Annotated in this window: 25 protein-coding genes and 2 tRNA genes; 4 read left to right on the plus strand and 23 right to left on the minus strand. The window is 32.1% G+C overall.

The window, feature by feature from the left end; genetic code table 11:
- Positions 1-81 precede the first annotated feature (81 nt).
- Genes IMZ30_RS03605 through IMZ30_RS03615 form a run of 3 tightly spaced genes read right to left on the minus strand, consistent with a single transcriptional unit; the run spans position 82 to position 1,567 of the window.
- Positions 82-534 (minus strand): hypothetical protein, encoded by a 453-nt coding sequence (locus tag IMZ30_RS03605; RefSeq protein WP_207039175.1) that lies wholly within the window; start codon positions 532-534, stop codon positions 82-84.
- Positions 534-1,010 carry a multiprotein-bridging factor 1 family protein gene (locus tag IMZ30_RS03610; protein WP_207039176.1) on the minus strand — a complete coding sequence of 159 codons (477 nt, stop codon included), beginning with the start codon at positions 1,008-1,010 and terminating at the stop codon, positions 534-536. The genes IMZ30_RS03605 and IMZ30_RS03610 overlap by 1 nt, the downstream gene beginning before the upstream one ends.
- Positions 1,011-1,018: 8 nt before the next feature.
- Positions 1,019-1,567, minus strand: coding sequence for a hypothetical protein (locus tag IMZ30_RS03615; protein ID WP_207039177.1), 549 nt, complete (start codon positions 1,565-1,567; stop codon positions 1,019-1,021).
- A gap of 193 nt (positions 1,568-1,760) precedes the next feature.
- Here IMZ30_RS03615 and IMZ30_RS03620 point away from each other — a divergent pair, with 193 nt between their 5' ends.
- Both IMZ30_RS03620 and IMZ30_RS03625 read left to right on the plus strand, forming a co-directional pair.
- Positions 1,761-4,976 carry a type I restriction endonuclease subunit R gene (locus tag IMZ30_RS03620; RefSeq protein ID WP_207039178.1) on the plus strand — a complete coding sequence of 1,072 codons (3,216 nt, stop codon included), beginning with the start codon at positions 1,761-1,763 and terminating at the stop codon, positions 4,974-4,976.
- The gene (locus IMZ30_RS03625) at positions 4,976-5,677 is read left to right on the plus strand and encodes a M48 family metallopeptidase (protein WP_207039179.1); all 702 of its coding nucleotides are present in this window, start codon (positions 4,976-4,978) and stop codon (positions 5,675-5,677) included. The genes IMZ30_RS03620 and IMZ30_RS03625 overlap by 1 nt, the downstream gene beginning before the upstream one ends.
- Before the next feature lie 37 nt (positions 5,678-5,714).
- Here IMZ30_RS03625 and IMZ30_RS03630 read toward each other — a convergent pair whose 3' ends face one another.
- The 15 genes from IMZ30_RS03630 to IMZ30_RS03700 all read right to left on the minus strand — a co-directional run bounded on the left by IMZ30_RS03630 (position 5,715) and on the right by IMZ30_RS03700 (position 18,476).
- On the minus strand, positions 5,715-6,722 hold the full coding sequence (locus IMZ30_RS03630; RefSeq protein WP_207039180.1) for a DUF6371 domain-containing protein: 1,008 nt from the start codon (positions 6,720-6,722) through the stop codon (positions 5,715-5,717).
- 117 nt (positions 6,723-6,839) lie between these two features.
- Positions 6,840-8,102, minus strand: coding sequence for a DUF3987 domain-containing protein (locus IMZ30_RS03635; RefSeq protein ID WP_207039181.1), 1,263 nt, complete (start codon positions 8,100-8,102; stop codon positions 6,840-6,842).
- A 2-nt stretch (positions 8,103-8,104) separates the two neighbouring features.
- Complete coding sequence (locus tag IMZ30_RS03640; RefSeq protein ID WP_207039182.1) at positions 8,105-8,623, minus strand: hypothetical protein; 519 nt, start codon at positions 8,621-8,623, stop codon at positions 8,105-8,107.
- On the minus strand, positions 8,620-8,925 hold the full coding sequence (locus IMZ30_RS03645) for a helix-turn-helix domain-containing protein (protein ID WP_207039183.1): 306 nt from the start codon (positions 8,923-8,925) through the stop codon (positions 8,620-8,622). The genes IMZ30_RS03640 and IMZ30_RS03645 overlap by 4 nt, the downstream gene beginning before the upstream one ends.
- 131 nt (positions 8,926-9,056) lie before the next feature.
- Entirely contained in the window at positions 9,057-9,974 is a 918-nt protein-coding gene (locus IMZ30_RS03650) for a hypothetical protein (protein WP_207039184.1), read from the minus strand.
- Positions 9,964-11,049, minus strand: coding sequence for a site-specific integrase (locus IMZ30_RS03655; protein ID WP_207039185.1), 1,086 nt, complete (start codon positions 11,047-11,049; stop codon positions 9,964-9,966). The genes IMZ30_RS03650 and IMZ30_RS03655 overlap by 11 nt, the downstream gene beginning before the upstream one ends.
- A gap of 135 nt (positions 11,050-11,184) precedes the next feature.
- A tRNA-Val gene (locus IMZ30_RS03660) sits at positions 11,185-11,259 on the minus strand.
- Positions 11,260-11,298: 39 nt separating this feature from the next.
- Positions 11,299-11,373: transfer RNA gene (locus IMZ30_RS03665), tRNA-Val, on the minus strand.
- 85 nt (positions 11,374-11,458) lie between these two features.
- Positions 11,459-12,679 (minus strand): bifunctional folylpolyglutamate synthase/dihydrofolate synthase, encoded by a 1,221-nt coding sequence (locus IMZ30_RS03670; RefSeq protein WP_207039186.1) that lies wholly within the window; start codon positions 12,677-12,679, stop codon positions 11,459-11,461.
- Between the two features lie 5 nt (positions 12,680-12,684).
- The gene (locus IMZ30_RS03675; RefSeq protein ID WP_207039187.1) at positions 12,685-13,563 is read right to left on the minus strand and encodes an energy transducer TonB; all 879 of its coding nucleotides are present in this window, start codon (positions 13,561-13,563) and stop codon (positions 12,685-12,687) included.
- A gap of 1 nt (position 13,564) precedes the next feature.
- Entirely contained in the window at positions 13,565-13,957 is a 393-nt protein-coding gene (locus IMZ30_RS03680; RefSeq protein ID WP_207039188.1) for an ExbD/TolR family protein, read from the minus strand.
- A gap of 9 nt (positions 13,958-13,966) precedes the next feature.
- The gene (locus IMZ30_RS03685) at positions 13,967-14,659 is read right to left on the minus strand and encodes a MotA/TolQ/ExbB proton channel family protein (protein WP_207039189.1); all 693 of its coding nucleotides are present in this window, start codon (positions 14,657-14,659) and stop codon (positions 13,967-13,969) included.
- A gap of 65 nt (positions 14,660-14,724) precedes the next feature.
- Positions 14,725-16,104 carry a sodium:proton antiporter NhaD gene (gene nhaD, locus IMZ30_RS03690; RefSeq protein WP_207039190.1) on the minus strand — a complete coding sequence of 460 codons (1,380 nt, stop codon included), beginning with the start codon at positions 16,102-16,104 and terminating at the stop codon, positions 14,725-14,727.
- A gap of 8 nt (positions 16,105-16,112) precedes the next feature.
- Positions 16,113-17,339 carry a Glu/Leu/Phe/Val dehydrogenase dimerization domain-containing protein gene (locus tag IMZ30_RS03695; protein ID WP_207039191.1) on the minus strand — a complete coding sequence of 409 codons (1,227 nt, stop codon included), beginning with the start codon at positions 17,337-17,339 and terminating at the stop codon, positions 16,113-16,115.
- Positions 17,340-17,411: 72 nt separating this feature from the next.
- Positions 17,412-18,476 (minus strand): anhydro-N-acetylmuramic acid kinase, encoded by a 1,065-nt coding sequence (locus tag IMZ30_RS03700; RefSeq protein WP_262896749.1) that lies wholly within the window; start codon positions 18,474-18,476, stop codon positions 17,412-17,414.
- A 114-nt stretch (positions 18,477-18,590) separates the two neighbouring features.
- Here IMZ30_RS03700 and IMZ30_RS03705 point away from each other — a divergent pair, with 114 nt between their 5' ends.
- The gene (locus IMZ30_RS03705) at positions 18,591-19,733 is read left to right on the plus strand and encodes an acyl-CoA dehydrogenase family protein (RefSeq protein ID WP_207039192.1); all 1,143 of its coding nucleotides are present in this window, start codon (positions 18,591-18,593) and stop codon (positions 19,731-19,733) included.
- Between the two features lie 88 nt (positions 19,734-19,821).
- On the opposite strand, the gene IMZ30_RS03710 is transcribed toward IMZ30_RS03705, so the two are convergent.
- From IMZ30_RS03710 to mvaD, 4 genes are all read right to left on the minus strand, one after another.
- Entirely contained in the window at positions 19,822-20,625 is an 804-nt protein-coding gene (locus tag IMZ30_RS03710; RefSeq protein ID WP_207039193.1) for a pseudouridine synthase, read from the minus strand.
- A 53-nt stretch (positions 20,626-20,678) separates the two neighbouring features.
- Positions 20,679-21,581 (minus strand): geranylgeranylglycerol-phosphate geranylgeranyltransferase, encoded by a 903-nt coding sequence (locus IMZ30_RS03715; protein ID WP_207039194.1) that lies wholly within the window; start codon positions 21,579-21,581, stop codon positions 20,679-20,681.
- Positions 21,582-21,589: 8 nt separating this feature from the next.
- A complete protein-coding gene (locus IMZ30_RS03720) occupies positions 21,590-22,528 on the minus strand; it encodes a mevalonate kinase (RefSeq protein ID WP_207039195.1) in 939 nt (312 codons plus the stop codon).
- Between the two features lie 86 nt (positions 22,529-22,614).
- Positions 22,615-23,682 (minus strand): diphosphomevalonate decarboxylase, encoded by a 1,068-nt coding sequence (gene mvaD / locus IMZ30_RS03725; protein WP_207039196.1) that lies wholly within the window; start codon positions 23,680-23,682, stop codon positions 22,615-22,617.
- A 130-nt stretch (positions 23,683-23,812) separates the two neighbouring features.
- Between mvaD and IMZ30_RS03730 the strand changes: the two genes are divergently transcribed.
- On the plus strand, positions 23,813-24,289 hold the full coding sequence (locus IMZ30_RS03730; protein WP_207039197.1) for a TspO/MBR family protein: 477 nt from the start codon (positions 23,813-23,815) through the stop codon (positions 24,287-24,289).
- Here IMZ30_RS03730 and IMZ30_RS03735 read toward each other — a convergent pair.
- The gene (locus IMZ30_RS03735) at positions 24,282-25,508 is read right to left on the minus strand and encodes an NAD(P)/FAD-dependent oxidoreductase (RefSeq protein ID WP_207039198.1); all 1,227 of its coding nucleotides are present in this window, start codon (positions 25,506-25,508) and stop codon (positions 24,282-24,284) included. The two genes, IMZ30_RS03730 and IMZ30_RS03735, sit on opposite strands and share 8 nt — an antisense overlap.
- Between the last annotated feature and the right edge of the window lie 116 nt (positions 25,509-25,624).

Raw genomic sequence — 25,624 nt, forward strand, 5'->3', positions numbered from 1 at the left:
ACATAAAAAACCTATCACCCATTCTATCGGACAAAAGGTAATTATTTAGCTGTAAAATGGGTTATAGAGAAATATAGCGAATTATTCATTTTTTTGCTTCTCCAAATCAAAGCGTATATCTTCTTTTATCAGTTCTGCAACGTTAATTGTTGGTAATAAAAACTCATTAAATACAGTATTCTCTGTTTTTGCATGCAATACGCCACGTAATGTTCCAACGGTGATCATGGCTATGTGAGCAACAAAGCCTTTTGGTATACACAGTTCTGTTTTTTCTTTAGATAAAAAATCATCCCAAGCTTTTTTTGTTATTTGAAAAATACAACTTATTTCTAAGACTAAAAATGGAGATTTAGCTTGTAAAAAGCTTGTTGAAAATGAGATAGAGATATACTTATTGTCTTGATCAACTCCAAACTTAAAGCCTACATTAACGTCCACTTCTTCATTTTTAGAAAAAGCAGATTCAATGATTGCAAATTGGTCTGTAGTAATCTTTTTTAAAGAAAACCCTATACTTTGGTTTTTAGACATTACGCAACAGGTTTTAAATGATTATCGTGCTCATCAGATTCAAAAATACTAGATATGAGTGACTCATAACTTAGTGTATTGCTTTCTTGGTAAACATCAGTTGTAGACTTCACCATTGTTTTGGTAGTTTGAGTATCTAATTTAAAACTAGTTTCAAAATTTGGAACTTTTATTAAACTAATATTTAGTATTGCTTCTAATTTAGTGATAGTCTCTAATTGTAGATTTTCAGTTCCTTTCAATAATTTGTTTATATACTGTGGTGAACATTCCATTGCAGAAGCAAGCTCTTTTTGAGTTTTAGGAAACTTATCAGCTATCTTATTAGCTTTAACCTGTGACATTATTTTAACTGCAATAGCAAAAGAAATATCTAACCAAGCTTCGTTTTTTTCACGATTTTTAGCACTTTCAATCCAAGATTTATCTTGTATTGAATTTGTCTTTAATCTGTTTTTTATATTCTCGATACTCATAGTTTCTTTTAAGTTAATTCTACAAAATCTAAATTATCTTCTTCATTTTCCATCAAATAATTTCTAGTAAATTCAAGTTTTTCGAGCTCTTTAAGAAGATGTATTCTGGTGTTCATTGTTTTTGTGAGTTTTATAGCTCCACCACAAACCACAAAGAAATTTACATCTATTCTTATAGCATAAATTCTTAACCAACTTTTTCTTGACAAACCTTTTGCTTTATCTTTTTCAAATTTTTCTATTTTCCCTACAGATAAAGGTTCAAAAAAAGTAGATAAGGTTTCATCAGGATCAACTTTTCCATATTCTGCAAGTTGCTTTATTTTCTTTTCAAGTGATTTTGCTTCTTTTCTTGTTCTAATTATGGCTTCTTCAATGGTTATATCACTCCAAAAACCACTTTTTAAGTCCTTTTCGTGTTCTTCAAAAAACTCTCGAAGATACATTGGATTATTCCATAAGTCAAAATACTTTTCAAATTCATGCAAAGATTCATCATCATATTGTACTGAGTACAGGCTGTCTGTAATTACTGCAAATGTATCAATTATTTTCATTAAATCAACCTGTAGGTTTATTTTTATATTTTAATTATAATTAAAAGTCTAAAATTCACATTTAGTATTAACAACAAATTCTATCTCATGAGCCAAATATACGAAGAAGGCTCAGAAATAAATAAGAAGTTTCTTTTTACTATTTTTGAATGAAAGATAAAATCTACTTCATCAAACAGACTAATAAATAAACATGCAAAACCCATCATTTCAAGAAGACCATAGCTCGCAAATTCCAGCTTTGCAATTGCTGATTAATATGGGCTATAACTATCTTAACCCACACCAGGCCTTAGAAGCAAGGGGAAACAAAACCGCAAACGTATTGTTGGAAGATGTGCTTAAAAAACAGCTTAAACATATTAATTCTGCAAAGCTTTCTAGCCATGAAGCTGTACCATTTACTGATGGAAATATTGAGCAAGCGGTTTTGGCTTTAAAGAATGTGGCTTTAGTGGATGGTTATCAAGCAACCGCACAAAAAATATATGAATTGCTTACATTGGGTTTTTCGGTAGAACAAAATGTTGGGGGAAACATTAAAACTTTTGACATCAATTTTATCGACTGGAAGAACATAAACAACAATGTATTTCATGTTACCGAAGAATTTTCTGTATTGCGCACAGGTTTAAATGAACACCAACGCCCAGACATTATTTTATTTGTCAATGGCATTCCTATGGTGGTCATTGAATGTAAACGTCCCGATAAAAAAGATGCGCTTAGTGAAGCTATTTCACAAAATTTACGCAATCAAAAACAAGATGGAATAAGGCAATTGTACATGTATGCGCAATTGGTCATGGCAATTAGTGGAAATGAAGGAAGTTATGCAACAACAGGAACGCCTGAGAAATTTTGGGCAAAATGGGAAGAGAAATTTAATAGTAAGCAAAAAGAAGAAAAGCATAAAAGTGATTTATTCACCTTAAAAAATCAAAAGCTATCCGATGAAAACAAAAAAGCTTTATTCGCTGATCGCTACTACTACGTAAGAAAATTCTTTGATGAATTAGAGCTAGAAGAAGTACAACCCACAATTCAAGATGAATATCTATATAATTTATGTCGTCCTGAACGTTTGCTCAATTTGAGTTTTAATTTTGTTTTATTTGATAATGGCAGTAAAAAAATAGCTCGTTATCAGCAATTTTTCGCGATCAAAAAAGCCATAAAACAAATCTCTAAACCAACAACTTCTCAAAATCAGCAACGACTAGGCGGTGTAGTTTGGCATACACAAGGAAGTGGAAAATCCTTAACAATGGTCATGTTGGCGCAAGCCATCGCCATGCAACCAAGCATTAAAAATCCTAGAATTGTTTTGGTAACCGATAGAACTGACTTAGATAGGCAAATTACAAGCACTTTTGAAAAATGTGGTATGCCAGTAAAGAATGCTAAATCGGGTAAAGAATTAGGTAACTTGCTCAAAAAAGAAACTGATGCAGTAATTACAACTATTATCAACAAATTTGAAACAGCAGTTAAGAAAATTAATCCACCTTTAGAGAGCAATAATATATTTGTACTGGTAGATGAAGGTCACCGAACTCAACATGGTACGTTTAACATAGAAATGCAAAAAGCAATACCCAATGCCTGTTTCATTGCTTTTACAGGCACTCCGTTATTTAAAAAAGACAAAAACACCTTGGGGAAATTTGGTACATTAATCGACACCTACACTGTTGACCAAGCCGTAAAAGACAAAGCGGTTGTTCCATTATTATATGAAGGCAGACATGTAATGCAAGATGTCAATGCTTCACCATTAGATAACTTTTTCAACATGGTCTCTGAATCACTTTCAGATTATGAAAAAGCAGATTTAAAAAAGAAATTTAGCAGGGCAGATCAAATCAATATTGCAGATCAAAAAATTTATGCCATTGCATGGGACATATCTAAGCATTATAAAGCCAATTTTCAAGGAACGGGATTTAAAGGTCAATTGGTTTGTCAAAATAAGCTATCAGCAGTTCGCTATAAAAAATATTTAGACGAGATAGGAATTGTAAGTTCTGAATTAGTGATTTCTCCACCGGATGAAAGAGAAGGCGAAGAAACAGCTTATGGGAAAAATCAAGAAGAAGTAAAGCAATTTTGGCATAAAATGAAAGACCAACATGGCAATGCTAAATCTTATCAAGAAAATATAGTTTCGGCTTTTAAACATAGCGAAGAACCTGAAATTATTATTGTGGTAGATAAATTACTTACAGGCTTTGATGCACCTAATAACACCGTTTTATATTTAACAAGAAAATTGGTTGGGCATACGCTTTTACAGGCAATAGCAAGAGTTAATCGAGTAGCCAAAGACAAAAACTACGGCTATATTATAGATTATTATGGCGTAATTGAAGAATTAGACAATGCATTAGAAACCTATTCGAATTTTGAAGAGTTTGATGAAGAAGATTTATCGGGTACATTGACCAACATCAATAAAGAAATTGAAAAGTTACCCCAAGCCCACAGCGATTTAAAGCAGATTTTTAAAAGCATTAAAAACAAAAAAGACTTAGAAGCTTATCAATCATATTTACGAGATGAAGCTATCCGTGTTAAGTTTTATGAAGCCTTATCATCTTATGCTAGATTATTGAAATTAGCCTTATCATCCATAGATTTTCATAAAAAAACAGAAGATCAACTCGTACAGAAGTATAAAAGTGATTTGAAGTTTTTTGTAAAGTTGAAAAATGCAGTTTCAGGTCGTTATTCAGATAAAATCGATTATCGAAAATATGAAGGCCAAATTCAAAAGTTAATAGACACCCATATTCCAGCTGATGAAATTATTCAAATGAATGAGCTAGTAAATATTTTTGACAAAGAAGCCTTTGAAGCCGAAGTTGAAAAAACAACTGGAGAAGTTGCTAAAGCCGATAAGATTGCTTCACGAACAGAAAAACACATCACCGAGAAAATGGACGAAGATCCTGCCTTTTATAAGCGTTTTTCACAACTCATAAAAGAAACGATAGACGACTATCTACAAAAAAGGATAAACGATAAAGAATACCTTGAAAGAATGAAAACCTACATGCAAAAGGTATTATCGCATGAAGATTCTGAATTACCTGAAAAATTGAAATCTAAACCAGTTGCAGCAGCTTTTTATGGCGTAGCTAAAGAAGAATTTAAGGAGCTAATTAATGATGAAGTCACGCTGACTTCTATTTCAGAAGATTTAGCATTACAGTCTGATGAAATTATATTGCAATTGAAAAAAGTAGATTGGGAAAAAAGCGTGGATATTCCTAAGAAAATGGTTTTTCAAATTGGCGACTATATCATCGATGAAGTTCGAGATAAGTATGACTTAAAATTAGGCTTTGAACAAATTGATTCAATAGCAGAACGAATAGTAGAAATTGCTAAAAGAAGATACACCTAATGAGAAAAGAAATTCAATTTGGTTCAGTAACCATCAATTATGAATTGGTATATGCTAAACGAAAAACACTTGGTATAACCGTGAAGCCTGATAAATCTGTTTTAGTAAAAGCCCCAGAAGATGCAGCTTTTGATAAAATTGAACATAAAATCAGGAAAAAAGCTCCCTGGATTTTACGTCAAAAACAATACTTTTTGTCTTTTGAACCCAGAATTACCAAACGAAAATATGTTACTGGTGAAAGTATATTATATTTAGGAAGACAATATCAATTAAGATTGATCAAGGCTGACTATAAAAAAGTAAAATACGAAGGACGATTTATTGAAGTTTACTCACCAGACCAAAGTCGTGAAGAAGTAAAATTACTTGTTTATCAATGGTATAGAAATAAGGCTGATAAATGGTTTTTTGAAATTGCATCTCCATGGATTGAAAAGTTTAAAAAATTTAATGTACAGCCTAATAAACTTGAGATCAAACAAATGAAATATCGTTGGGGTTCGTGTTCTGCAAAAGGAAGGATTTTACTAAACCCCGAACTGATTAAAGCCCCGAAAGCTTGCATTGAATATGTTATTGTTCATGAACTTTGTCACCTAATTCATCATGATCATACCAAAGCCTTTTTTGAGCTTCAAACCAAAATGATGCCCGACTGGGAAAAATGGAAAAACAAGCTTGAAAATTTGTTAGCTTAAAATTCATATAACAGATTATTTAAATAATAAGAAGTTACTAAGGTGAGACAATTAAATCTGAAATATCTTTATTGTAAATTTCTTTTTCTTGAAGTTCTTCATCTGTTTTTCCATTCGTTAGATCATAAATTTGAAAATCAATATTTAAACGTTTAAAATCTTCAGATTTTTTTCTCATAACATTTACAGCTTTTTGACTTATATCTGGGATGATAAGAATTTCCCTATTCTTTAAAACGTGCATTTTGTCTAAAGTTAAACCATTTATACCCGAATAGGCAAGCCAATTATATTGAGGTAATTTAATGCTACAGATAACAGCAGTTTTCTCACTTTCTACAAGAATAATAGGTTTGCTTTGATTTTTTAGTAAGTGTTCTCCATATAAGCAAAAATAATAGCCTTGTTCATTTTTAAAATTAACTCTAATTTGGTTTGTTCGATTGCCATTGTTTTGATACAAGATGGCTTTTGATTTTTGTGCGTTTCCTAATAAATTGATAAACCAAAAAATAGTAAATCCATTTGCAGTTGTACCAATGCGATAATCTTTAATAACTTGCTCTACTCTTTTTGCTTTAAAATTAGAATATAAGTACTTACAAAAATTATTAGATGCTGGCTGCTTTAATGACTTTTGTATGACAGTTTTATCAATTATTTTACTTGATTTTGGGCTACTTAAGTAATGGTTTTCACTAAATACTCCGTAATTTGTATCAAATCCGTGTACTTTTGTAGTTAAATCGTGTTTTTTTATGTCTGTCATACAGTTTGTATGACTTTCTGTATGACAATTTTGTATGACTGTTTTTTCAAGCTTATTAAGTGTTTTATTCCATTTAAATAGCTCTCCTTTTTCATTTTCATATAGTGATTGAGGTAATGTACTCTCACCGCAAGCATGACAATAACCATAATTATTGGGTAATCCTACAAAGTTGACAAACTTTAAATCTTTATTTGATTTTTGACAACAAGGCGTTATAATCTTACTATTTCTTTTATTAGAAAACTTTAATTCATAATTTATTTTTGAAAGCATAAGTTGTTTTTATGAAAAAAACAGGAAACTAGAAACTTTTAAAAAAAATCTCCTATTGTATTAAATATCAGCATTTTAAAATCAAAAAGCTTAAGAATTCAAGTTTCCTGTTTCGAGTTATTTAATTTTACTCCAGACTTTTGACACTTGGGATTTAGAATAACCTGAAATTTCTACAACTGATTTTTGAGTAGCGTTGTTTTTCTTAGCATAGCTAATTAACTTCTTTAAATCTATTTCGGAATAAGCATTGGACTTTACGCAAGACTTAAAGCAATTAATGTAAAAACTAAGTAGCTTTTTTGCCAATTGAAAATCTTCAACTGTAATATGTTGTTCATATGTCCTTATTGACGAACTTTTAAGTAGATAACATAATAATGCTAACTTATGCAAGTATATCATCATTTTTGCATAATACTCAGAAAGTGGTGAAGTCGATTGATATTTAAGGTCTAATAACTTTTGACTATATTCAAAGAATAAATCGTCAGCATCATCACTATAATACACTCTTGTCGCATCAACTTCTTGATTGTTATCCTCAAAATCAGATCTATAATTTAATAAGCTATTAATGGTTTTATTAAATCTATCTATAACTTGATGATCAATCAACTCTCTTGAAATATGTTTATTAGAGGTGATGTTAGGAGTTAAAAGAAACCTATCAGTTAAGCCAGAATTTATTAAGCTCCTATCAAAAAAAGAGTTTAAAAGTTGATTTTGTATTCCACCAAAAAAAGTAACATAACTATTCTTTATTCTGTAAACACCACTTGTCTTAGTCGTGTAACTTAAAGTATCATTACTAAAAGCACTTAAAAGTACTCTCTCCCATTCAAGACCATCTCTACTATTTGGGTTTTTTATCTTCTCAAATGTACTTCTTACTTCATCTAATCGAATACCAATTCCTGAAGAGTTATAATCCATAATAGTGTAGGCTTTTTCGATGGAGGCCTTTTGAAGTAAGACCTGCTTCTGCTTAACATCTTGATTTTGTTGCAAATCATTTTGAAAAGTATCAAAAGACTTATTATCAAAATCCATTATTGGCTTTGTTGCTAATTTTAAGGCTTCACTTTTTGCATCACCTCGTGAACCTACTACTAAAAAATAAGCATTAGCATAATTTTCATAATTATTTTGATAGGTATAAAAAGTACATCCTGCTGCTGAACTAACTGAAAATAGTATTGCGCTTAGCATATACTCCTTTGGTACACGCTTCTTATCAAAAGCCTCATTAATAAGATTAGAGTAAGTATCAGGTAATGAATCAATGATACTTTCTAATTGGCTTGTTAGAGCTTCTTTAGTATGACCCGTTTTTTCGCTTAAATCTTCAGTCAAGCGTTTAATTTTTAAATGCTCCATGACTAAAAAATATTAAGTTGATCATTGCCGTTAACATCATACCTGATATTATCCATAAAATCATTTAATAAATTATAATCGAACCCATCATAATTCTTAGGAAATGAGAATGTATATAATTTAAAGTCTATGCAATAAATCAACTCTTTCTTAACTTTATGAAGATCATCAACTATAGTTTGTGGAAACAAGTTTGTACAGCATATATCGTCTATTGTTTTAGAAAATTGAATGTAGTATTGGTTGTGACGATTTTTATCTGGACTATACCTTACTTGCTGAAGCCAAAACATAAATTCCGCAAATCGAAAACTTGTTAATAGCTCTTCAATGGAATTATCCGAATATTCTCCTATAACTTCTACATCAAAGCTATGCTCTGGTTGAAATGTTGTATTAAACTCATGTTCCAATATATCTCTAGCAACCTTAGAAATAGATCTATTCTCTAAGTCACTTTGCTCTTCAAGTTTCTGCCTGAGGTCACTACTAATCCGAACTGATAGCAAGGTGCTTTTCATAACTTTAATTTTTTAGAGTTAAACCTTGTTCTCCAGTCTGCTTTTAAGTTTTTAGAAACTGCTTCTGTTTCTAATTCAGCAACAGTTGAATGCCTATTTTGCAACATCCAATTTTCGAGTTCACTTCGCTTAAAATAAATTAATTTCCCGTTTGGCTTGTAAAAAGGCACTGTTCTATTATGCGTATGTTTATACATACTGCTTTCAGAAATACCACTATACAAGCAAGCTTCTTTAAAAGTCAATACCTTTTTTGAGAAACACAACTTTCTCTCTCTTTTTTGTTTATTTGATAAATTCATTTTAAAAATGATTAATAATTAATAAAATGAACATGGCCATATTCGCTATTGCTAGCTGTCACAAAGTAACCATTAGTAAGAAAAAGAAAATTAAAATGTGTGACATTAAGAGCCAATAACTGCGTCACAGTCTATAAAATAAAAGATTTAAGTTCTAAAAATTTGTCCTTTTTATCTTGTTTACTCCTATCCAAACGATGAAGGTTAGAGCGAACTGTACCACTTTTTACAACTGTTTTGTTTGAAGTTCTAAATATGCCAGACTTTGATATTTCTTCGTAAGTTAAATTATCATAAAAATATTCTTTTAAGATTTCAAAAAAATAAGCCAGTTCAAAAGTTTGGCACTTAAAATTAACTAATTTAGAAACATGCTCGGAATAAACGAAAAATCTAATAAATTCATGCTGAGTAAGTGTTGATTGGTCAATAAATTCCTCAGTAATAAAATAATAAAACTTATCAGTTAAAAATAAATCAATATATTTCCTTTTTAAATTAAAGTTATAAACCTCAGTTTCAGGGTATGAAATTTTTCTAACCTCACTGGCAATTTTATTGTCTGTTGGATATATGAATTTTAACAAATTAAATACAGGCATATTATCGTAACCATCTAATCTACCTATCTTAAACATATTTTGAATTATAATATAATGATTCCTTAGTTTAACCTTACAGAAGTTTAAAGCTTCTATTACTGCTAAGAACTCTAAAAAATGCATATAATCCTTATAAGGGTTTGGAATGCCACTAACTTTAAGTTTATCAAACTCTTCAAGAAGTATTATATTAAATATTAACCCTTCCGTTTGATCATCATACTTATCCCTATTGTCGTAAACTTTACAGAGCTTCTGGGTCATATCATCCTTACTCTTTAGGCTATTGACCTCTTTATAGTATTGATTTGTTAGCTGATTAAATTTTGAATTTAGACCTAAATTTTTAGACTTTTGAGTTAAGATTTCATCTTTAAAATTTGTTGAATGTTCTTTGACCTGAGTTTCAAAGCTATTTTGAAAGTATTCTGAATATTTAGATTTCATATTTTATGTTTGGTAGTTTATCTATGGCTTTATTTTTTAACTCACCTATAAAATTAAGATATTTTGTAGTACTTCTTAAATCAGAATGGCCTAACAAATCAGATACTGTTTTTAAATCAACATTATTTAGTAAGAGTTGTGTAGCAAATGTATGTCTTGCACAATAAAAAGTAATGTCTTTATCAATATTTGTTGATCTCAACCATACTTTAAGTCTGAAGTTAGCGCCGTTATTAGTTAAGGGTTTTTGTTTATCATTTAATAAGTTAAACACAGATTGATTTTTTTCTTTTGGCTCACCTACAAGACTTAAAATTGACTCATTCATTCTAAATTGAATAAGATTTCCTGTTTTTTCTCTTTTAGTATTGAGACTACCATTTTTTAAGTTTTCCCATTTGAGCTTATGAATTTCAGCTAAACCAAGACCAGTATTACATGCAAACAAAAAAGCACGTTTAAGTTCTGGATATTCACAGGGTGTATTATAAAGAATTTTAAGTTCTTTCTCATTTAACACATTCTTTTTTATAGAATGCGAAGTGTTTGATTTACTAAATTTAATTCCAACTGTTGGATTTTTAACTATAAAACCATGCTCATGGGCATCTTTGAAAATCTTCTTTAACCTAGCAAAATAATTTTGTGGTGTTTCTCCTTTTAAACCGCAATCATTTGCAAGATAATTAGTGAACTTTAATAAATCATTCTTCTGAATACTAGATAACTTCACATTATTATTAGAAACAAAATCTTTAAAACGCTTAATAGCAGCATCAATCATAGCCACGTCTTTTTTAGTATAGTTATCTAGATAAGCTTCAGCGTAATCAAAGAATTTAATTTTTTTATTGTGGCTAGGCATATATTCATAGCCTGAGGAAATTAATTGCACTTCTCTTTCACTTCTAGCAATCTTAGCAATATTCCTTTTATCATGCTGTGAAGATTTGGGCTCTTTTGGATCAATAACAATATCTAAATTTTCATAATATCTTTTACCTTTATGATAAATATCTAAATAAAAGCTTTCCCTATTATTAGAGAGTTTTCTCTTTCTTAGTTTTACACTCATAAGTAAGTTTTAAACAGGCTTTTTTGCGTAACAAATAAGTAACAAAAAAACATATATGTAACAAATCTACAGAAAAGAAATGAAAACAACGGAAAGTTAAGGCATTAAAAAACAGGCATTTGAGCCTGTTTTTTGTGGGTCATACTGGATTCGAACCAGTGACTTCTACCCTGTCAAGGTAACACTCTGAACCAACTGAGTTAATGACCCAATAAGAATAAAAAAGCTCAAACCGAAGCTTGAGCTTTGTGGGTGCGAAGGGATTCGAACCCCTGACCTTCTGGGTGTAAACCAGATGCTCTGAACCAACTGAGCTACGCACCCTTGCTATTGCGGATGCAAATATAAATCTATTTTTAATATCTCAAAATATAAACTCAAGTTTTTTCTGATTTAATTAGCCTAATCCTTAAACAACTTCTGCTACTGTAAAAGTACTGCCACCAATATAAATAACATCACTTGAAGAAGCGTTTAATTGAGCGGCTAAAAACCCAGATTGAACACTTGAGTAGGTCTTCCCAAGCAATTTATACGCCTTAGCCTTTAATTGAAGTTGCCGAGCTACTAAAGCACGTTGAATTTTTGGACTAACAAAGTAATATTCTGCATCACGTGGAAATAAAGGCAAAATACGAGACAAATCTTTATCATTAACAACTCCAATAACTATATGTAGCCGTTTTGCATTTAGCTTTTGCAATTGTGGAATAACATAACTTAAACCCTCAAAATTATGTGCGGTGTCTGCTATAATTTTAGGACTTTCACCTAAAATTTGCCAACGTCCTAATAAACCAGTGTTTTTAATGACATTTAAAAAGCCATGCGTTATGTTCTCTTTTGAAATTTTATAACCTAAAAGTTCTTGCAATACCTTTAGGGCACAAACCGCTGTTTTTGCATTATGATATTGATAAGAACCACGTAAATCTGTTGTTGGAACTTTTAACTTCAACCGGTTGGCAAGATATATTGGTGCGTCTTCGGCTTTGGCTTTGGCTTTAAAAATAGTTTCAGTTTCAAGTTGAGTTTCTCCAATAACAATTGGTGTTTTTGGTTTAATAATTCCTGCTTTTTCTGATGCAATCTGAGCATGTGTATCGCCTAAAAACTGCGTATGATCTAAACCAATGTTAGTTATTATCGATAAAACAGGAGAAATAATGTTTGTAGAATCTAAACGACCTCCTAAACCGACTTCAATAATTGCAATATCAACCTTTTGTTGATTAAAATAAGTGAAAGCTAGGCCAACTGTCATCTCAAAAAAAGAAAGCGATTGTTTTTCAAAGTAAGCTTGATGCTGCTTTACAAACTCAACAACAGCTTTTTTTGAGATACATTTACCATTAACCTTGATCCGTTCTCTAAAATCTTTTAAATGGGGTGATGTGTAAAGTCCTACTTTATAACCTTGAGTTTGTAAAACTGAAGCTAGCATATGACTTACAGAACCCTTACCATTAGTACCACCAACGTGAATTGATTTAAAAGAACGATGTGGATTATTCAGATAGTTATCCAGTTTTAGACTATTATTCAGATCAGCTTTATAGGCTGAAGCACCTTTAGATTGATACATTGGTAATTGTTGAAATAGCCAATCTATACAGGATTGATAAGTCATAACAATTATTCAGAAAGTTTGAAGACGTAAGTTATAAAACCAACTTGCTTATTTGGTGCATTAGAATCACTATTAAATTTAGTATCTAATGCAGCACGCTTTGCTGGCTCTAGTAAACATGGACTAGCATTTGTAGTTCCTTTTTGCCCTGGAATAGCCCGGATTACGTTACCATTGCGATCAACTTCAATTCTAACTACAACCTCGCCAGATTCATTACAATCTTGAATGTATTTTTCTTTATTTAAGGCTTTACGACCGCCAAGTCTGTAATTACCATCGCCATCTAAACCTTTACCAGTACCATAGTAGTTTTTAGCCTTAGGATCTCCATTAGGATTACCTTTATCTCCGCCAGAAGTATCATTTCCTTCACCATTGGTTTCTTGACCATTATTTTCAGGACCATTCATCAAACTTTCCATAGCATCTGTTACCGATTTATCAGGTTTTGGTTCTGGTTTTGGTTCGGGCTTTTTGGGTTCTTCTTGCTCTTTAGGTTTTTTTTGGGGTTGTACCTCTTCTGGTTGCTTTTCAGGTTTTTCTTTTTGAACTTCCTTAGGTTTTTCCTTTTTGTCGTCCTTAATAACAGGAGCATCTTCAGTAGTTTGATTAATCACATCTTCCTCTTCTACAGCTGATGCTGCCTCTTCAACAGGTGTTGCTTCAGGAGTAACTTGTTTTGGTGCTGTTTTAATAGGTTCGTTAGGCTGAACTTCTCCAGCTCCGAAATCGGTTGTCCCAAAGTTAACTGCAATTCCTTTTTCTTTTGGCGGGTCGAAATATTTGAAACCAAACATAAACATTAGAACCAAAATAATAGCATATATTACACTGGTAATAATAAAAGATTTGCGCTCGTATTTTGTTTTAAGAAACTTCAACTTAATTTGGTTTTACGGCTAAAACGAGTTTGTACTTATTATCATTAGCAATAGACATTACGTCGACTGCTTTTTGTAGAATTACATCTTTTTCAGCTCTTAGAATAACTGTAGGTTGTTCTACACTACTTAATTTAGATTGTAAAGCTGTTTCTAAATTTTTGAGCGGTACTTGTTCTCCGTCTACGTAATATTTTAAATCTTTAGTAATACTCACAGATACATTTTGCTTATTGGTAGTTTTACCTTTAGCTTTCGGTAAAATTAAATCAAGAGCTTCTGGTGTAATTACTGGCGAAGTAAGCATAAAAAATATCAGTAATAAAAACACGATATCTGTCATAGACGACATGCTAAATTCTGGGCTAACTTTATTTCTTCCGCGTAAATTCATAATTTAGAATTAAGTTGGCTCATTAAGTAGGTCTAAGAAATCGACTGCAGTAGCTTCCATTTGGTGCACAACTTTATCAGTTTTAACCACTAAGTGATTATAAGCAATATAAGCAATAATACCGACAATTAAACCCGCAACTGTTGTTGTCATGGCTGTGTATATTCCTTCTGCTAGTGAGCCCATCTCAGCTTGCCCGCTACTTGTGGCTAATTCGTAAAAGGCTAGAACCATACCGATAACAGTTCCTAAAAAACCTATCATTGGTGCTGCACCAGCAATAGTTGCAAGAACACTTACGTTTTTTTCTAATTTGTACACTTCTAAACGACCGGCATTTTCTATAGCTGTATTAATATCTTCTAGCGGTGTGCCAATACGGGAAATACCTTTAGCTGTTAATCTAGCTACAGGTGAATTTTCTTGAGCACAATACATTTTAGCCGCTTCAATATTCCCGTTAGAAACGTTATCTTTAATTTTATTCATAAAATCTTTATCTGTTTTTGAAGCTGCTTTGATAGCAAACAATCTTTCAAAATAGATATAAAGCGCTACAAAAAGTAACACTGCAAGTATGGCTATGATGATTGTACCACCGGCACCACCACTAAAGATTAAATCAATAACTGAAAGGGTTTTCTCTTCGGAAACACCTTCAGTTTGTTCTGGAGAAACTTCTTGTAATATTGTATAAACCATAAGTAATAGCTTCTGTGTAATAACGTCAAATTTAAAATTTAATTGTTAACTTTTAGATTTTTATCTTAGTTGTAGAAAAAATATTCAATAAAAACAAAAATACCTGCACCTGCTAAAAAACCAACCAAAGCTAACCAAGTGATTTTTTTTAGGTACCAAATAAAGTCAATTTTTTCTATTCCCATGGCAGCCACACCTGCAGCTGAACCAATTACAAGCAAGCTTCCGCCTGTGCCTGCTGAGTAAGCGATAAAATGCCATACAGGGCTATCTACCTCGAAGGTATACATACCCATTGTTGCTGCAACCATTGGTACATTGTCAATCAAAGCTGAAAGCATACCTAGCAAAATTACTACAACATCCATATTAGGAATTGCATTTGAAATACTTTCAGCTGCATAGCGAAGCGTACCAACCTCAACACCACTTATACTTCCAAAGACTAAGCTTTCAAGCGCTGCAACTGCCAATAAAATTCCTAGAAAAAATAAAATACTTGAAAACTCAATTTTAGACAATGCCTTATGAGTTGAGTAGCGGTATTTCTGATTTGAAGGTAAATTTTTAACTGGTTTAACATATTCAGAAACAAGCCAAACTAAACCAAGACTGAACATCATCCCTATATAAGGTGGCAGACCTGTTACCATTTTAAAAACAGGTACAAATACAATTGCGCCTAAACCCACATAAAGCATAGTTTTACTACTCAATAAACGTTCTGTGTCTTCATCAATAATAAGTTCTTTTCTGATAGCTCTTCCTCGAAATGGCTTTAACTTAGTCGCTATAAAAAACGGAACTACAAAACATGCTAAAGAAGGAATTATTAAGTATTCAGATAGGCCTACGGCTGTGACCTTACCTCCAATCCAAAGCATAGTCGTAGTTACATCACCGATTGGAGACCAAGCGCCACCAGCATTTGCGGCAATAATTATCATTGCAGCATACCAAACGCGATATTGATGTTTTGCTAATATTTTTCGTAATAAAGTAATTAGAATTATAGTGGCTGTAAGGTTATCTATAATCGCTGAGAGAACAAAGGCTAAAATTCCGAGAACCCATAGTAAGCGCTGTTTACTTTTAGGTTTAATAACTTTTTTTATAATGCCAAATCCACGGTGTAAATCAACTATTTCAACGATAGTCATAGCGCCGATTAAAAAAAAGAGAATTTCACCAATTTTACTAAAATGGTGCATGAGGTTTTTCTTAAAACCGTAAGCTTCAGTTTCGCTATAACCTTCAGCTAGACTAAAAACTTCACCTTTATAGTTTATTACATCAAACCAGGATTGGTTAAAACCAATCGATAGAAGCGCCCACATTAAAGTTCCCATTAGTAAAGCTGGAACTGCTTTATCAAGTTTGAGTGGATGCTCAAGAGTAATGGCTAAATAGCCAATCACGAAAATTAAAATAATAAATGTTGTCATTTAATAAGTCATAAAAGTTGATTAAGTGCAATTTCAAAAGCAGTGCGACTAATGTTTAATTTATCGCTATTATTATCATAAGTATTTTGAATTGCATTTTTAATAGTAATTGAAGTGTCGTTAAAAATTGCTTCATCGGTCATTTGCACTTTACGCTCCATAAAGTAAGCAAAAACACGAGCCATTCCACAATTGGAAATAAAATCAGGAATTAAGCTTGTTTTAGCATCAGTATACTCCATTATTGGACCGAAGAATATTTCTTTATCTGCAAATGGTACATTAGCACCACATGAAATCACTTCAAGTCCAGAATCTATCATTGCGTCAACTTGTTGTTTAGTAATTAAGCGTGAGGCAGCACATGGTGCAAAAACCTCAGCACCGAGACGCCAAATTTTAGTATTAACATCATCAAACGGAATTAAATTTTCAGCATGTAAAGTATTTCCATTTTTGTTTAAAAAGAGTTCTTTAATTTCTTCAAAGCTAAAACCATCTTCATTAATTAAACCACCTACACGATCTAAAATTCCGACAACTTTTGCGCCCATTGATGCTAAGTAATAAGCTGCCGCTGAACCTACATTACCAAAGCCTTGAACAATGGCGCGTTTTCCTTTAACATCACCACCATAAATTGAGTAGTAATGCTTGACAGCTTCGGACACACCAAAGCCTGTAATCATATCAGCAACTGTATATTTACGAAGTAAATCTGGTGTGTAATCTGGGTTTTCAAGAACTTTAATCACACCATGACGTAATTGACCAATTCGATTGATTTTATCGGCCTCAGTGGGTTGAAAATGACCATTAAACACACCTTCTTGTGGATGCCAAACACCGCAACTTTCGGTGATAGGGATTACCTCATGAATTTCATCAACATTCAAGTCGCCACCTGTACCATAATAACTTTTCAGTAATGGTGATACGGCTTTATACCAGCGTTCAAGCACCCCTTTTTTTCTAGGATCGCTTGGATCGAAATTTATTCCTGATTTAGCACCGCCAATAGCAGGGCCAGAAACCGTAAATTTAATTTCCATGGTTTTTGCGAGTGATAAAACTTCATTTTTATCTAATCCCTCACGCATACGAGTTCCACCGCCTGCAGCGCCACCACGAAGTGAGTTAATAACCGTCCAACCTTCAGCTTCGGTTTCTGAGTCTTTCCAGTGAAAAACAATTTCTGGAAGTTTACTTTCATATTGTTCTAGTAATTCTTTCATGTAAATATTTTTGTTGAGTTAAGCATGCCAAACCTTATTTATTGACATTGGTTAATTTAAACTACAGTAGTTTTAAGGGTAAAATAAAACACCACTTGAATGGTCTTGTTTGGCTCCTGTTACATCCGCCAAGACATTAATTTCATTTCTATGTCTTAAAACTCCTAAAAACGCAAAAATTAAAGCTTCTTTAAAAGCGATTAAATTATGCGATGGTAAAATTAATTTATCTTTTAGGAATTGTTCAAGTAATTTGAATAAATATTTATTATGTGCACCACCGCCTGTTATTAATACATTGTCAAAATCTTTTGTGTTTAAAGCGATTTGATGAGCAATATGATGTGTAAAAGTGGCTAAAATATGTTCTGGTGGAAGCCCAAACGAATTAATTAAAGGAAAAACCTCTGACTCTATCCATTCTAGACCTAAAGATTTTGGTGGCGATTGGTTGAAATAACTCAGCTGATTGAGTTGCTCTAATAAGTTTAAATTAACAGGAGATGATTCGGCTATTTTCCCATCAACATCATAATCTAAATTGAGTTGTTGTGCATAAAAATTTGTAACTTTATTGGCAGCACAAATATCATAAGCAATGCGCCTTCCAGCATTTTGAAAAGAAATATTTGCAAAGCCTCCAATATTTAGGCAAGCACCATAGTTTTGAAACAGTAATTGATCACCAATTGGCACTAGTGGTGCACCTTGGCCTCCTAATTGCACATCTTGAACTCTAAAATCACAAATCACTGGCAATTGTGTTAATTGAGCCAACAAAGCTTCATTACCAATTTGTAATGTAATACCCTTATCAGGTTGATGGAAAACCGTGTGACCATGAGCTGATATAAAATCAATTTTATCGCATTTAAATTCATTTATAAAATCAACACAATATTTGGCTGAAAGTTCTGCGAAATCTTTAGATAATTGAAGTCGTTTTTTGGGTTGTATTCTATGAGCTTCAGCTAATCGCCTTTGCCAAAACAAATTATATGAATATGTTTTAGCGTTTAAAATTTCAAAATTCCACTTTGTTGCCTTTGTAAACTTAGCTTCAACGATGTCTAAACCATCAAGTGAAGTTCCTGACATCAAGCCTAGAACATGATAATTATTTTGAGGTATTTCCAAAATCTTTGATTAAAAATCAATTTCATTTAACAATTCGTAAAAATAATGAATAAACACTGAAAATTCGGTAGTTCTCATTATATTTGTGCTATTAACAAAACGAGATTAATACAGATGGATTTTAAATTAACAGAAGAACATGAAATGATACGTCAAGCGGCGCGTGATTTTGCTAAAAACGAATTACTACCTGGCGTTATTGAACGTGACGAGAAACAAGAATTTCCAAAAGCGCAGATTAAACAATTAGGCGAATTAGGTTTTATGGGAATGATGGCATCACCTGAATATGGCGGTGGCGGAATGGACACAATTTCGTATGTAATTGCTATGGAAGAATTGTCTAAAGTAGATGCTTCTGCCTCTGTTGTTGTCTCTGTTAACAATTCACTAGTATGCTGGGGACTTGACACTTATGGCACACCTGAGCAAAAAGAAAAATATTTATCGCAACTTACCACTGGCGAAAAAATTGGTGCATTTTGTTTAAGTGAGCCTGAAGCTGGAAGTGACGCAACATCTCAAAAAACAACTGCTATTGATAAAGGTGATCATTATGTAATTAATGGCACCAAAAACTGGATTACTAACGGTAATTCTGCTGATATTTATTTAGTGATTGCACAAACCGACCGTGAAAAAAAACATAAAGGTATTAATGCTTTTATCGTTGAAAAAGGCATGGAAGGATTTGAAGTCGGTCCCAAAGAACAAAAAATGGGAATTCGCGGTAGTGATACACATTCTTTAAACTTCAACGACGTAAAAGTTCCAAAAGAAAACCGAATTGGTGAAGATGGTTTTGGTTTTAAATTTGCAATGAAAACACTTTCTGGTGGACGAATAGGTATTGCGGCTCAAGCTTTAGGTATTGCTTCTGGCGCTTATGAATTAGCAAAAGAATATGCTAAGACACGTAAAGCATTTGGTACTGAAATCATGAATCATCAGGCCATCGCTTTTAAAATTGCCGATATGCATACTCAAATTGAAGCAGCGAGACACTTGGTTATGAAAGCCGCTTGGGATAAAGATCAAGGCAATAATTACGACTTATCTGGTGCAATGGCAAAGCTATATGCTTCTCAAGTAGCTATGGAAGTAGCTACTGAAGCCGTTCAAGTTCATGGCGGAAATGGCTATGTTAAAGAATATCATGTAGAACGTTTGATGAGAGATGCTAAGATTACTCAAATTTATGAAGGTACTTCTGAAATACAGAAAATAGTTATTTCAAGAAGCGTTTTTAAAGACTAGTTAAATTTTTACAATATTTACAAATAAAAAACCGCCTTAGATTAAGGCGGTTTTTTTATTTATTATACATCAGGATGCTTGTAAAAAACTACAACATTCCTAAATTAATTACTTCTTGTTTTTTCAATTCGCGCATACGACCTCTAGGTAAGTCACGTTTAGTTAAATTACCATACATCACACGATCCAGCTTTAAAATTTCATAACCTAATTTCTTGAAAATTTTCTGAACAATTTTAGGACGCTGACTTTTTAATTCTAACCCAATATTATGTTTAGATTTATTTTCAACATAGCTAATATCATCTACATAAACTTTATGACCTTCTATAATAATACCATCTTTTATTTGATTGAGATGAACATAATCTAAAGGCTTTTTAAGCTCAACATCATAGAGTTGATGTATACCACTTTTTAAATTAGAAAGCTTTTTAGCTAAAGTACCATCATTAGTTAGTAAAATTAAACCAAGCGCAGAACTCTCTAATGTACCAACAGGTTTTACAGCAGCTTTAGTTACTCTTGCAGCCATATCTAAAACTGTGGTGTTGTTGTTTTTATAACTTCCTGTGCAATAGACGCCTTTAGGTTTGTTGAGTAAATAATAAACTTTAGGTTCTGGATTTATTCTACGACCATCGAACTTTACTTCATCTTGGAGTTTTACTTTATGCCCCATTTCAGTAACAACCTCACCATTTACTGTAACGTTTCCAGATTTAATATATATATCGGCATCTCGTCTTGAACATACACCTGAATTAGCTATGTATTTGTTCAATCGCATACCAGCATTAGGATCTTTTATTTGCTGATCTACTTTCGCTTGTTTCAAATTCTTCTTATTCCCTTTTGGCTTTTGCTTCGAATTTGATGATTTTTTTTGCATTTTTAATTTTTTGCAAAGATATGTTTAAATATTTGAGATTAAAACCTTTCACTTTAGAATATTCGATCAACAACTTGCTGTAAATCAATTAATACAATACTGAAGATTCCTATTACAATCACAAGTTTAAGCAAATTATGAAGTAACACATAGTGTTTTTTTGAACGTGACTGCCAAAGTTTCAAAATAAAAAAAATAAAAAATAATACACTCGATCCAAAATAGTAAGTCATATAACCTATATCGAATAAGCTTATAAGCACCAAAGCTGGTACAATTAAGGAAACACACAATACACTAATTATTTTTTTAGTCAATCGCATACCGTAAACTACAGGTAATGTTTTATATTCTTGAACAAAATCGCCTCGTAGATTTTCTAAATCTTTAATCAACTCTCTAATGCTAACAAGTAAGAATAAATATAACGCATGTACGAAAATGACTAAATCAAGATTTTTATAATAGACAAATACTATAAAAAATGGTAAAACAGCTAGCATACTTGCCATTAGTGTAGCAATGCCAACTTTACGTTTTAATTTATGAGAGTAAATCCACAGTAAAAATATATAACCTGAAAAAAATAAAACTGCTTTAAAAGAAACGTAACTAGCAACGATAACGCTTAAAAAATTTAAGCCAAAGTAAACACCTAACTTGGTATTTTGACTTACATAGTTATCTAATAATGTTTTAGCTGGCCTGTTTATTAAGTCTTTTTCAGAATCGTAAAAATTATTAATGATGTATCCTGAAGCAATTGCAAGCAAACTTGACAGAACAAGCAGATGAAGGTTTAAATCAAGTAAAACATCTTTAACAGCTATATCGTGAGCCATAATAAAAATAGACGCAAAATATATTGCTAAAGCAAGTACTAATAAGTTGTAACCACGAACTACCGAAAATAAACTGAATAACTTTAAAAAAAACTTATTAGTCTCGGTTGGCATAAAAGTGTTTAAAAGGTGTAAACCACTTCAAGCTTGTGGCCCGATAATGCCTTTTTGGCTTTTTGAAAATCTTCGGTGAAGCCTAAAATATATCCACCGCCGCCAGAACCGCAAAGCTTTAAATAATAATCATTTGTTTCAATACCTTTTTTCCATAAATCATGAAATTTAGCTGGAATCATAGGTTTAAAATTATCTAAAACTGTATTTGATAGGCTTTTAATATTTTTAAATAAAGATTTGAAATCTCCTGTTAAAAAATTTTCTACGCAAGCATCAGTATGTTTAACAAATTTGGTTTTTATCATATTCTTAAAACCTTCTTGCTTCATATTTTCCATAAAGATATTTACCATTGGTGCCGTTTCTCCTACAATACCACTATCTAATAAGAACACTGCTCCTTTACCACTCGATGTTTGAGAAGGTATCCCGGCTGGCTCTAAATCTTCTTTAGAGTTAATAAGGATTGGTAAACTTAAATAACTATTCAGTGGGTCGAGTCCAGAAGATTTACCATGAAAAAAAGATTCCATTTTAGCAAAAATTGATTTTAAAGTCAGTAGTTTTTCTCGACCTAAATTTTCAAGAACTGTAATTTTATCGATAGCATACTTATCATAAATTGCTGCCACCAAAGCACCACTACTTCCAACACCATAACCTTGAGGTATACTACTGTCAAAATATAAACCCTGAGCAATATCATGCTGAAGAGAGTCAACATCAAATTGAACTTCGATATCTTGATTTTGATTTAGCGTTTTTAAATAATCAGAAAAGCGCTTTAACTCTAAATTTGATGCTTTAGCAGTTTCACTAAGTTCATCATCAATTTTTAAAGCGCCATTGTAAAAATTGTATGGTATTGATAGACCTTTAGAATCTTTAATGATTCCATACTCACCAAACAATAAAATTTTAGAATAAAATAATGGTCCTTTCATTTTTTAAATGTTTCTGTGGTTAGGCATTACGAAATTAGACAAAAAATAAGATACAACAAACATTTAAGCGACTTGTTAACAGTGTTTTAATCTATTGTAACTTGGTCGTGAATATATTCTTTATTCTCGCAATAACTTGCTAAGCTATTTTTAATGAAAGATTTGACTTCATTTTCGACTGATTTAGGGTATAACAAATGTACATTAGCACCTGCGTCTAAAGTAAACCCAAGCGGTATTTGAGTTGAATTTCTAAAGTCCCAAATCGCTTCTATAATTTGCAAAGTATTTGGACGCATTAAAATGAAATAAGGCGAGCTTGTCATCATCATCGCATGTAAACTTAAAGCTTCAGTTTCTACGAGCGAAAAAAAGTCTTCGTAAGTTCCATTTTGCAAAATTGAAGTTAACTGGGTTAAATTATCATTAGCTTGCTTAAATCGTTGTTCTGCAAAAGGATGTTGATGCATTAATTGATGACCAACTGTACTACTGACTTGTTTTTGGCCTTTATCTACTAATAATATACTGTCACAGAAGTTTTTAAATTTTTCATGAACTTCAAATGGAAACTCAATCCCGTATAGGTTTGAGCTTTCTGGTATTGATGAATGTTTTCCCCAAACTACTAAATCACCATGTGTACTCCTACAAGCACTGCCTGATCCTAAACGTGCCAGGAATGAAGTTTTTAGCTTATAATAGTCAACTGATTGTGATTGATTTGCAGATTGTTCTAAATCGACAATACACTTTGCTAAAGCTGCTAAACCACTAGCTGAAGAAGCTATGCCGCTACTGTGTGGAAAGGTATTTTTAGTATGTATTGAGAATTGATAGTGTTTTAAAAAAGGACTGTAAACGTCAATTTTTTTTAGAAAACTTTCAATTTTAGGTTTAAATTCTGGTCTTAATTTTCCATCTAAATACACTTGAAAATTGAAGTCTTTAGTTGTGTTAGTTTCTTCTAGATGAATTTCAGTTATTGTTTTACAATTGTTCAACGTAAAACTTATGGAGGCATTGGTAGGTAATTGTTGATCATATTTTCCCCAATATTTAACCAAAGCAATATTACTTGGTGCAGTTGATGTGACTTTTTTACCTACAAATTGATGCGTAAAGTTTGGTGCGATAAAATCTTTGGCCTGCATAAATTTTTTTAACAAAGATAATTTAAAATATGTAAGTAAATTATAATTTAAAAAGCAGTTAAATTAAGAATATACGCAAGTTGCAGTTCATATATAAATTGTCTATTTTAGATTGCGAAATTCGGAACTCATGAAGTTAAAGTTTATCTATAAATTAATAATTGCGGTATTTGTTTGTTTAGCAATTGGTTTTATTGGCTCTATTGCTACTCAAACTAGTGTTAATACTTGGTATTTAACACTAAATAAACCTGTATTTAATCCACCAAATTGGTTATTTGCACCGGTATGGACAGCCTTGTATATTTTAATGGGAATTTCTGCCGCATTGGTTTGGCACAGAGGTTTTCATCATGTTTGGGTTAAAACAGCTTTGTACCATTTTGGTTTTCAATTATTACTGAATGCTCTGTGGTCTATCGTATTTTTTGGTTTACAAAAACCCTTACTTGCACTGTTTGTTATTGTAGCCCTTTTTATTTTAATTCTACTTACATTTAAATGGTTTAAAGTGGTTTCTAGCAAAGCCTCCTATTTAATTATTCCTTATTTAGTTTGGGTTGCGTTTGCTATGTTACTTAATTTTGAGATTTGGAGGCTTAATTAGTCGTTGCAGCAATGTAAGCACTTGTCCAAGTATTTTGAAAATTAAATCCACCTGTAATGGCATCAATATTTAATGCCTCGCCAATTATTTTTAGTTGTGGTAGTTGTTTACTTCTAAAAGTCTTAAAATCAATTTCTTTTAAATGAACACCGCCAGCTGTTACAAACTCATCTTTAAATGTACTTTTCCCGTTAACTTCAACTGTAAATGCCCGTAATACTGTTGAAATTCTATTTAATTCTAATTTAGAAAGATCACCCCAATTTTTAGTGCTATTTACTTCAGCTTCTTCTAATATAAAAAGCCAAAAACGTTTAGGTACATTAAATTCTATTTGTTTATTTAATTGTTTTTTTGATTGTTCAAATTTCATTCTTTTAAGCTGTTCGTTAACTTCATCTTCGCTTAAATCTGGTAACCAATTAACGCTAATTACAAAGTGATAATTCATCTTATTAAGCAATTGAGCTCCCCAAGCCGAAAGTTTTAAAATGCAAGGACCGCTTAAACCCCAATGTGTAATTAGTGTGGCGCCTGTAGACTCTAATAATGGCGCCTTAGTTGAAGTTGTTTCGAATAACTTAATGTGCGTTGGTAAACTTAAGCCTTGTAACTGTGTGAGTTTTGTATGATGAATATTAAACGTAAATAATGATGGTATTGGAGTTACAATTTCATGCCCTAATTGCTCTAATTTTTTCCAAATTTTTAAACTGCTTCCAGTTGAAATTACTAGTTGTTGTGCTTCTAAATTATGGGTTTTGGTTGTTACCTGCCAGTGGTTATTGATATAATTAAAATCGGTAACTACTTGAGATGTTTTAACGGAGACTCGCAATCTATTCGCCTCTTTTACAAAGCAATCAATAATACTTTGAGATGAATCTGACTTTGGAAAAATACGACCATCATCTTCAATTTTAAGTGCTACACCGCGTTGTTCAAGCCATGCCATCATATCGCCTGTCATAAACCGATGAAATGGCCCGATTAATTCGCGTTCACCACGTGGGTAATGCTTCGATAAATCTTTAGGAATAAACTCCGCGTGGGTAACATTACATCGGCCACCACCAGAAATTTTTACCTTTTGTAGCACTTGTTTTGACTTTTCTAAAATCATCACCGATTGATCTGGATGCCTCTCAGCATAATTAATGGCGAAAAAAAAGCCACTCGCACCACCACCAATTACAATACAATCAATTATTTCAGACATTTACTTTTATTTAATACAAAATTAGACTATTGCAAAGAATTTAACTACACATGAGATCGAAAGTCGACTATCAAAAATTTGTAAAATTTAAAATTTTATTTTACTAATTGTAAAAT

It is taken from the genome of Psychroflexus sp. ALD_RP9, assembly GCF_017311165.1.
Classification (GTDB): domain Bacteria; phylum Bacteroidota; class Bacteroidia; order Flavobacteriales; family Flavobacteriaceae; genus Psychroflexus.

What these genes read in the sequence shown, in the direction of transcription:
- IMZ30_RS03605 (WP_207039175.1), bottom strand. Translation starts at nt 534, where the DNA reads ATGTCTAAAAACCAAAGTATAGGGTTTTCTTTAAAAAAGATTACTACA.
- IMZ30_RS03610 (WP_207039176.1), bottom strand. Translation starts at nt 1,010, where the DNA reads ATGAGTATCGAGAATATAAAAAACAGATTAAAGACAAATTCAATACAA.
- IMZ30_RS03615 (WP_207039177.1), bottom strand. Translation starts at nt 1,567, where the DNA reads ATGAAAATAATTGATACATTTGCAGTAATTACAGACAGCCTGTACTCA.
- IMZ30_RS03620 (WP_207039178.1), top strand. Translation starts at nt 1,761, where the DNA reads ATGCAAAACCCATCATTTCAAGAAGACCATAGCTCGCAAATTCCAGCT.
- IMZ30_RS03625 (WP_207039179.1), top strand. Translation starts at nt 4,976, where the DNA reads ATGAGAAAAGAAATTCAATTTGGTTCAGTAACCATCAATTATGAATTG.
- IMZ30_RS03630 (WP_207039180.1), bottom strand. Translation starts at nt 6,722, where the DNA reads ATGCTTTCAAAAATAAATTATGAATTAAAGTTTTCTAATAAAAGAAAT.
- IMZ30_RS03635 (WP_207039181.1), bottom strand. Translation starts at nt 8,102, where the DNA reads ATGGAGCATTTAAAAATTAAACGCTTGACTGAAGATTTAAGCGAAAAA.
- IMZ30_RS03640 (WP_207039182.1), bottom strand. Translation starts at nt 8,623, where the DNA reads ATGAAAAGCACCTTGCTATCAGTTCGGATTAGTAGTGACCTCAGGCAG.
- IMZ30_RS03645 (WP_207039183.1), bottom strand. Translation starts at nt 8,925, where the DNA reads ATGAATTTATCAAATAAACAAAAAAGAGAGAGAAAGTTGTGTTTCTCA.
- IMZ30_RS03650 (WP_207039184.1), bottom strand. Translation starts at nt 9,974, where the DNA reads ATGAAATCTAAATATTCAGAATACTTTCAAAATAGCTTTGAAACTCAG.
- IMZ30_RS03655 (WP_207039185.1), bottom strand. Translation starts at nt 11,049, where the DNA reads ATGAGTGTAAAACTAAGAAAGAGAAAACTCTCTAATAATAGGGAAAGC.
- IMZ30_RS03670 (WP_207039186.1), bottom strand. Translation starts at nt 12,679, where the DNA reads ATGACTTATCAATCCTGTATAGATTGGCTATTTCAACAATTACCAATG.
- IMZ30_RS03680 (WP_207039188.1), bottom strand. Translation starts at nt 13,957, where the DNA reads ATGAATTTACGCGGAAGAAATAAAGTTAGCCCAGAATTTAGCATGTCG.
- IMZ30_RS03685 (WP_207039189.1), bottom strand. Translation starts at nt 14,659, where the DNA reads ATGGTTTATACAATATTACAAGAAGTTTCTCCAGAACAAACTGAAGGT.
- nhaD (WP_207039190.1), bottom strand. Translation starts at nt 16,104, where the DNA reads ATGACAACATTTATTATTTTAATTTTCGTGATTGGCTATTTAGCCATT.
- IMZ30_RS03695 (WP_207039191.1), bottom strand. Translation starts at nt 17,339, where the DNA reads ATGAAAGAATTACTAGAACAATATGAAAGTAAACTTCCAGAAATTGTT.
- IMZ30_RS03705 (WP_207039192.1), top strand. Translation starts at nt 18,591, where the DNA reads ATGGATTTTAAATTAACAGAAGAACATGAAATGATACGTCAAGCGGCG.
- IMZ30_RS03710 (WP_207039193.1), bottom strand. Translation starts at nt 20,625, where the DNA reads ATGCAAAAAAAATCATCAAATTCGAAGCAAAAGCCAAAAGGGAATAAG.
- IMZ30_RS03715 (WP_207039194.1), bottom strand. Translation starts at nt 21,581, where the DNA reads ATGCCAACCGAGACTAATAAGTTTTTTTTAAAGTTATTCAGTTTATTT.
- IMZ30_RS03720 (WP_207039195.1), bottom strand. Translation starts at nt 22,528, where the DNA reads ATGAAAGGACCATTATTTTATTCTAAAATTTTATTGTTTGGTGAGTAT.
- mvaD (WP_207039196.1), bottom strand. Translation starts at nt 23,682, where the DNA reads ATGCAGGCCAAAGATTTTATCGCACCAAACTTTACGCATCAATTTGTA.
- IMZ30_RS03730 (WP_207039197.1), top strand. Translation starts at nt 23,813, where the DNA reads ATGAAGTTAAAGTTTATCTATAAATTAATAATTGCGGTATTTGTTTGT.
- IMZ30_RS03735 (WP_207039198.1), bottom strand. Translation starts at nt 25,508, where the DNA reads ATGTCTGAAATAATTGATTGTATTGTAATTGGTGGTGGTGCGAGTGGC.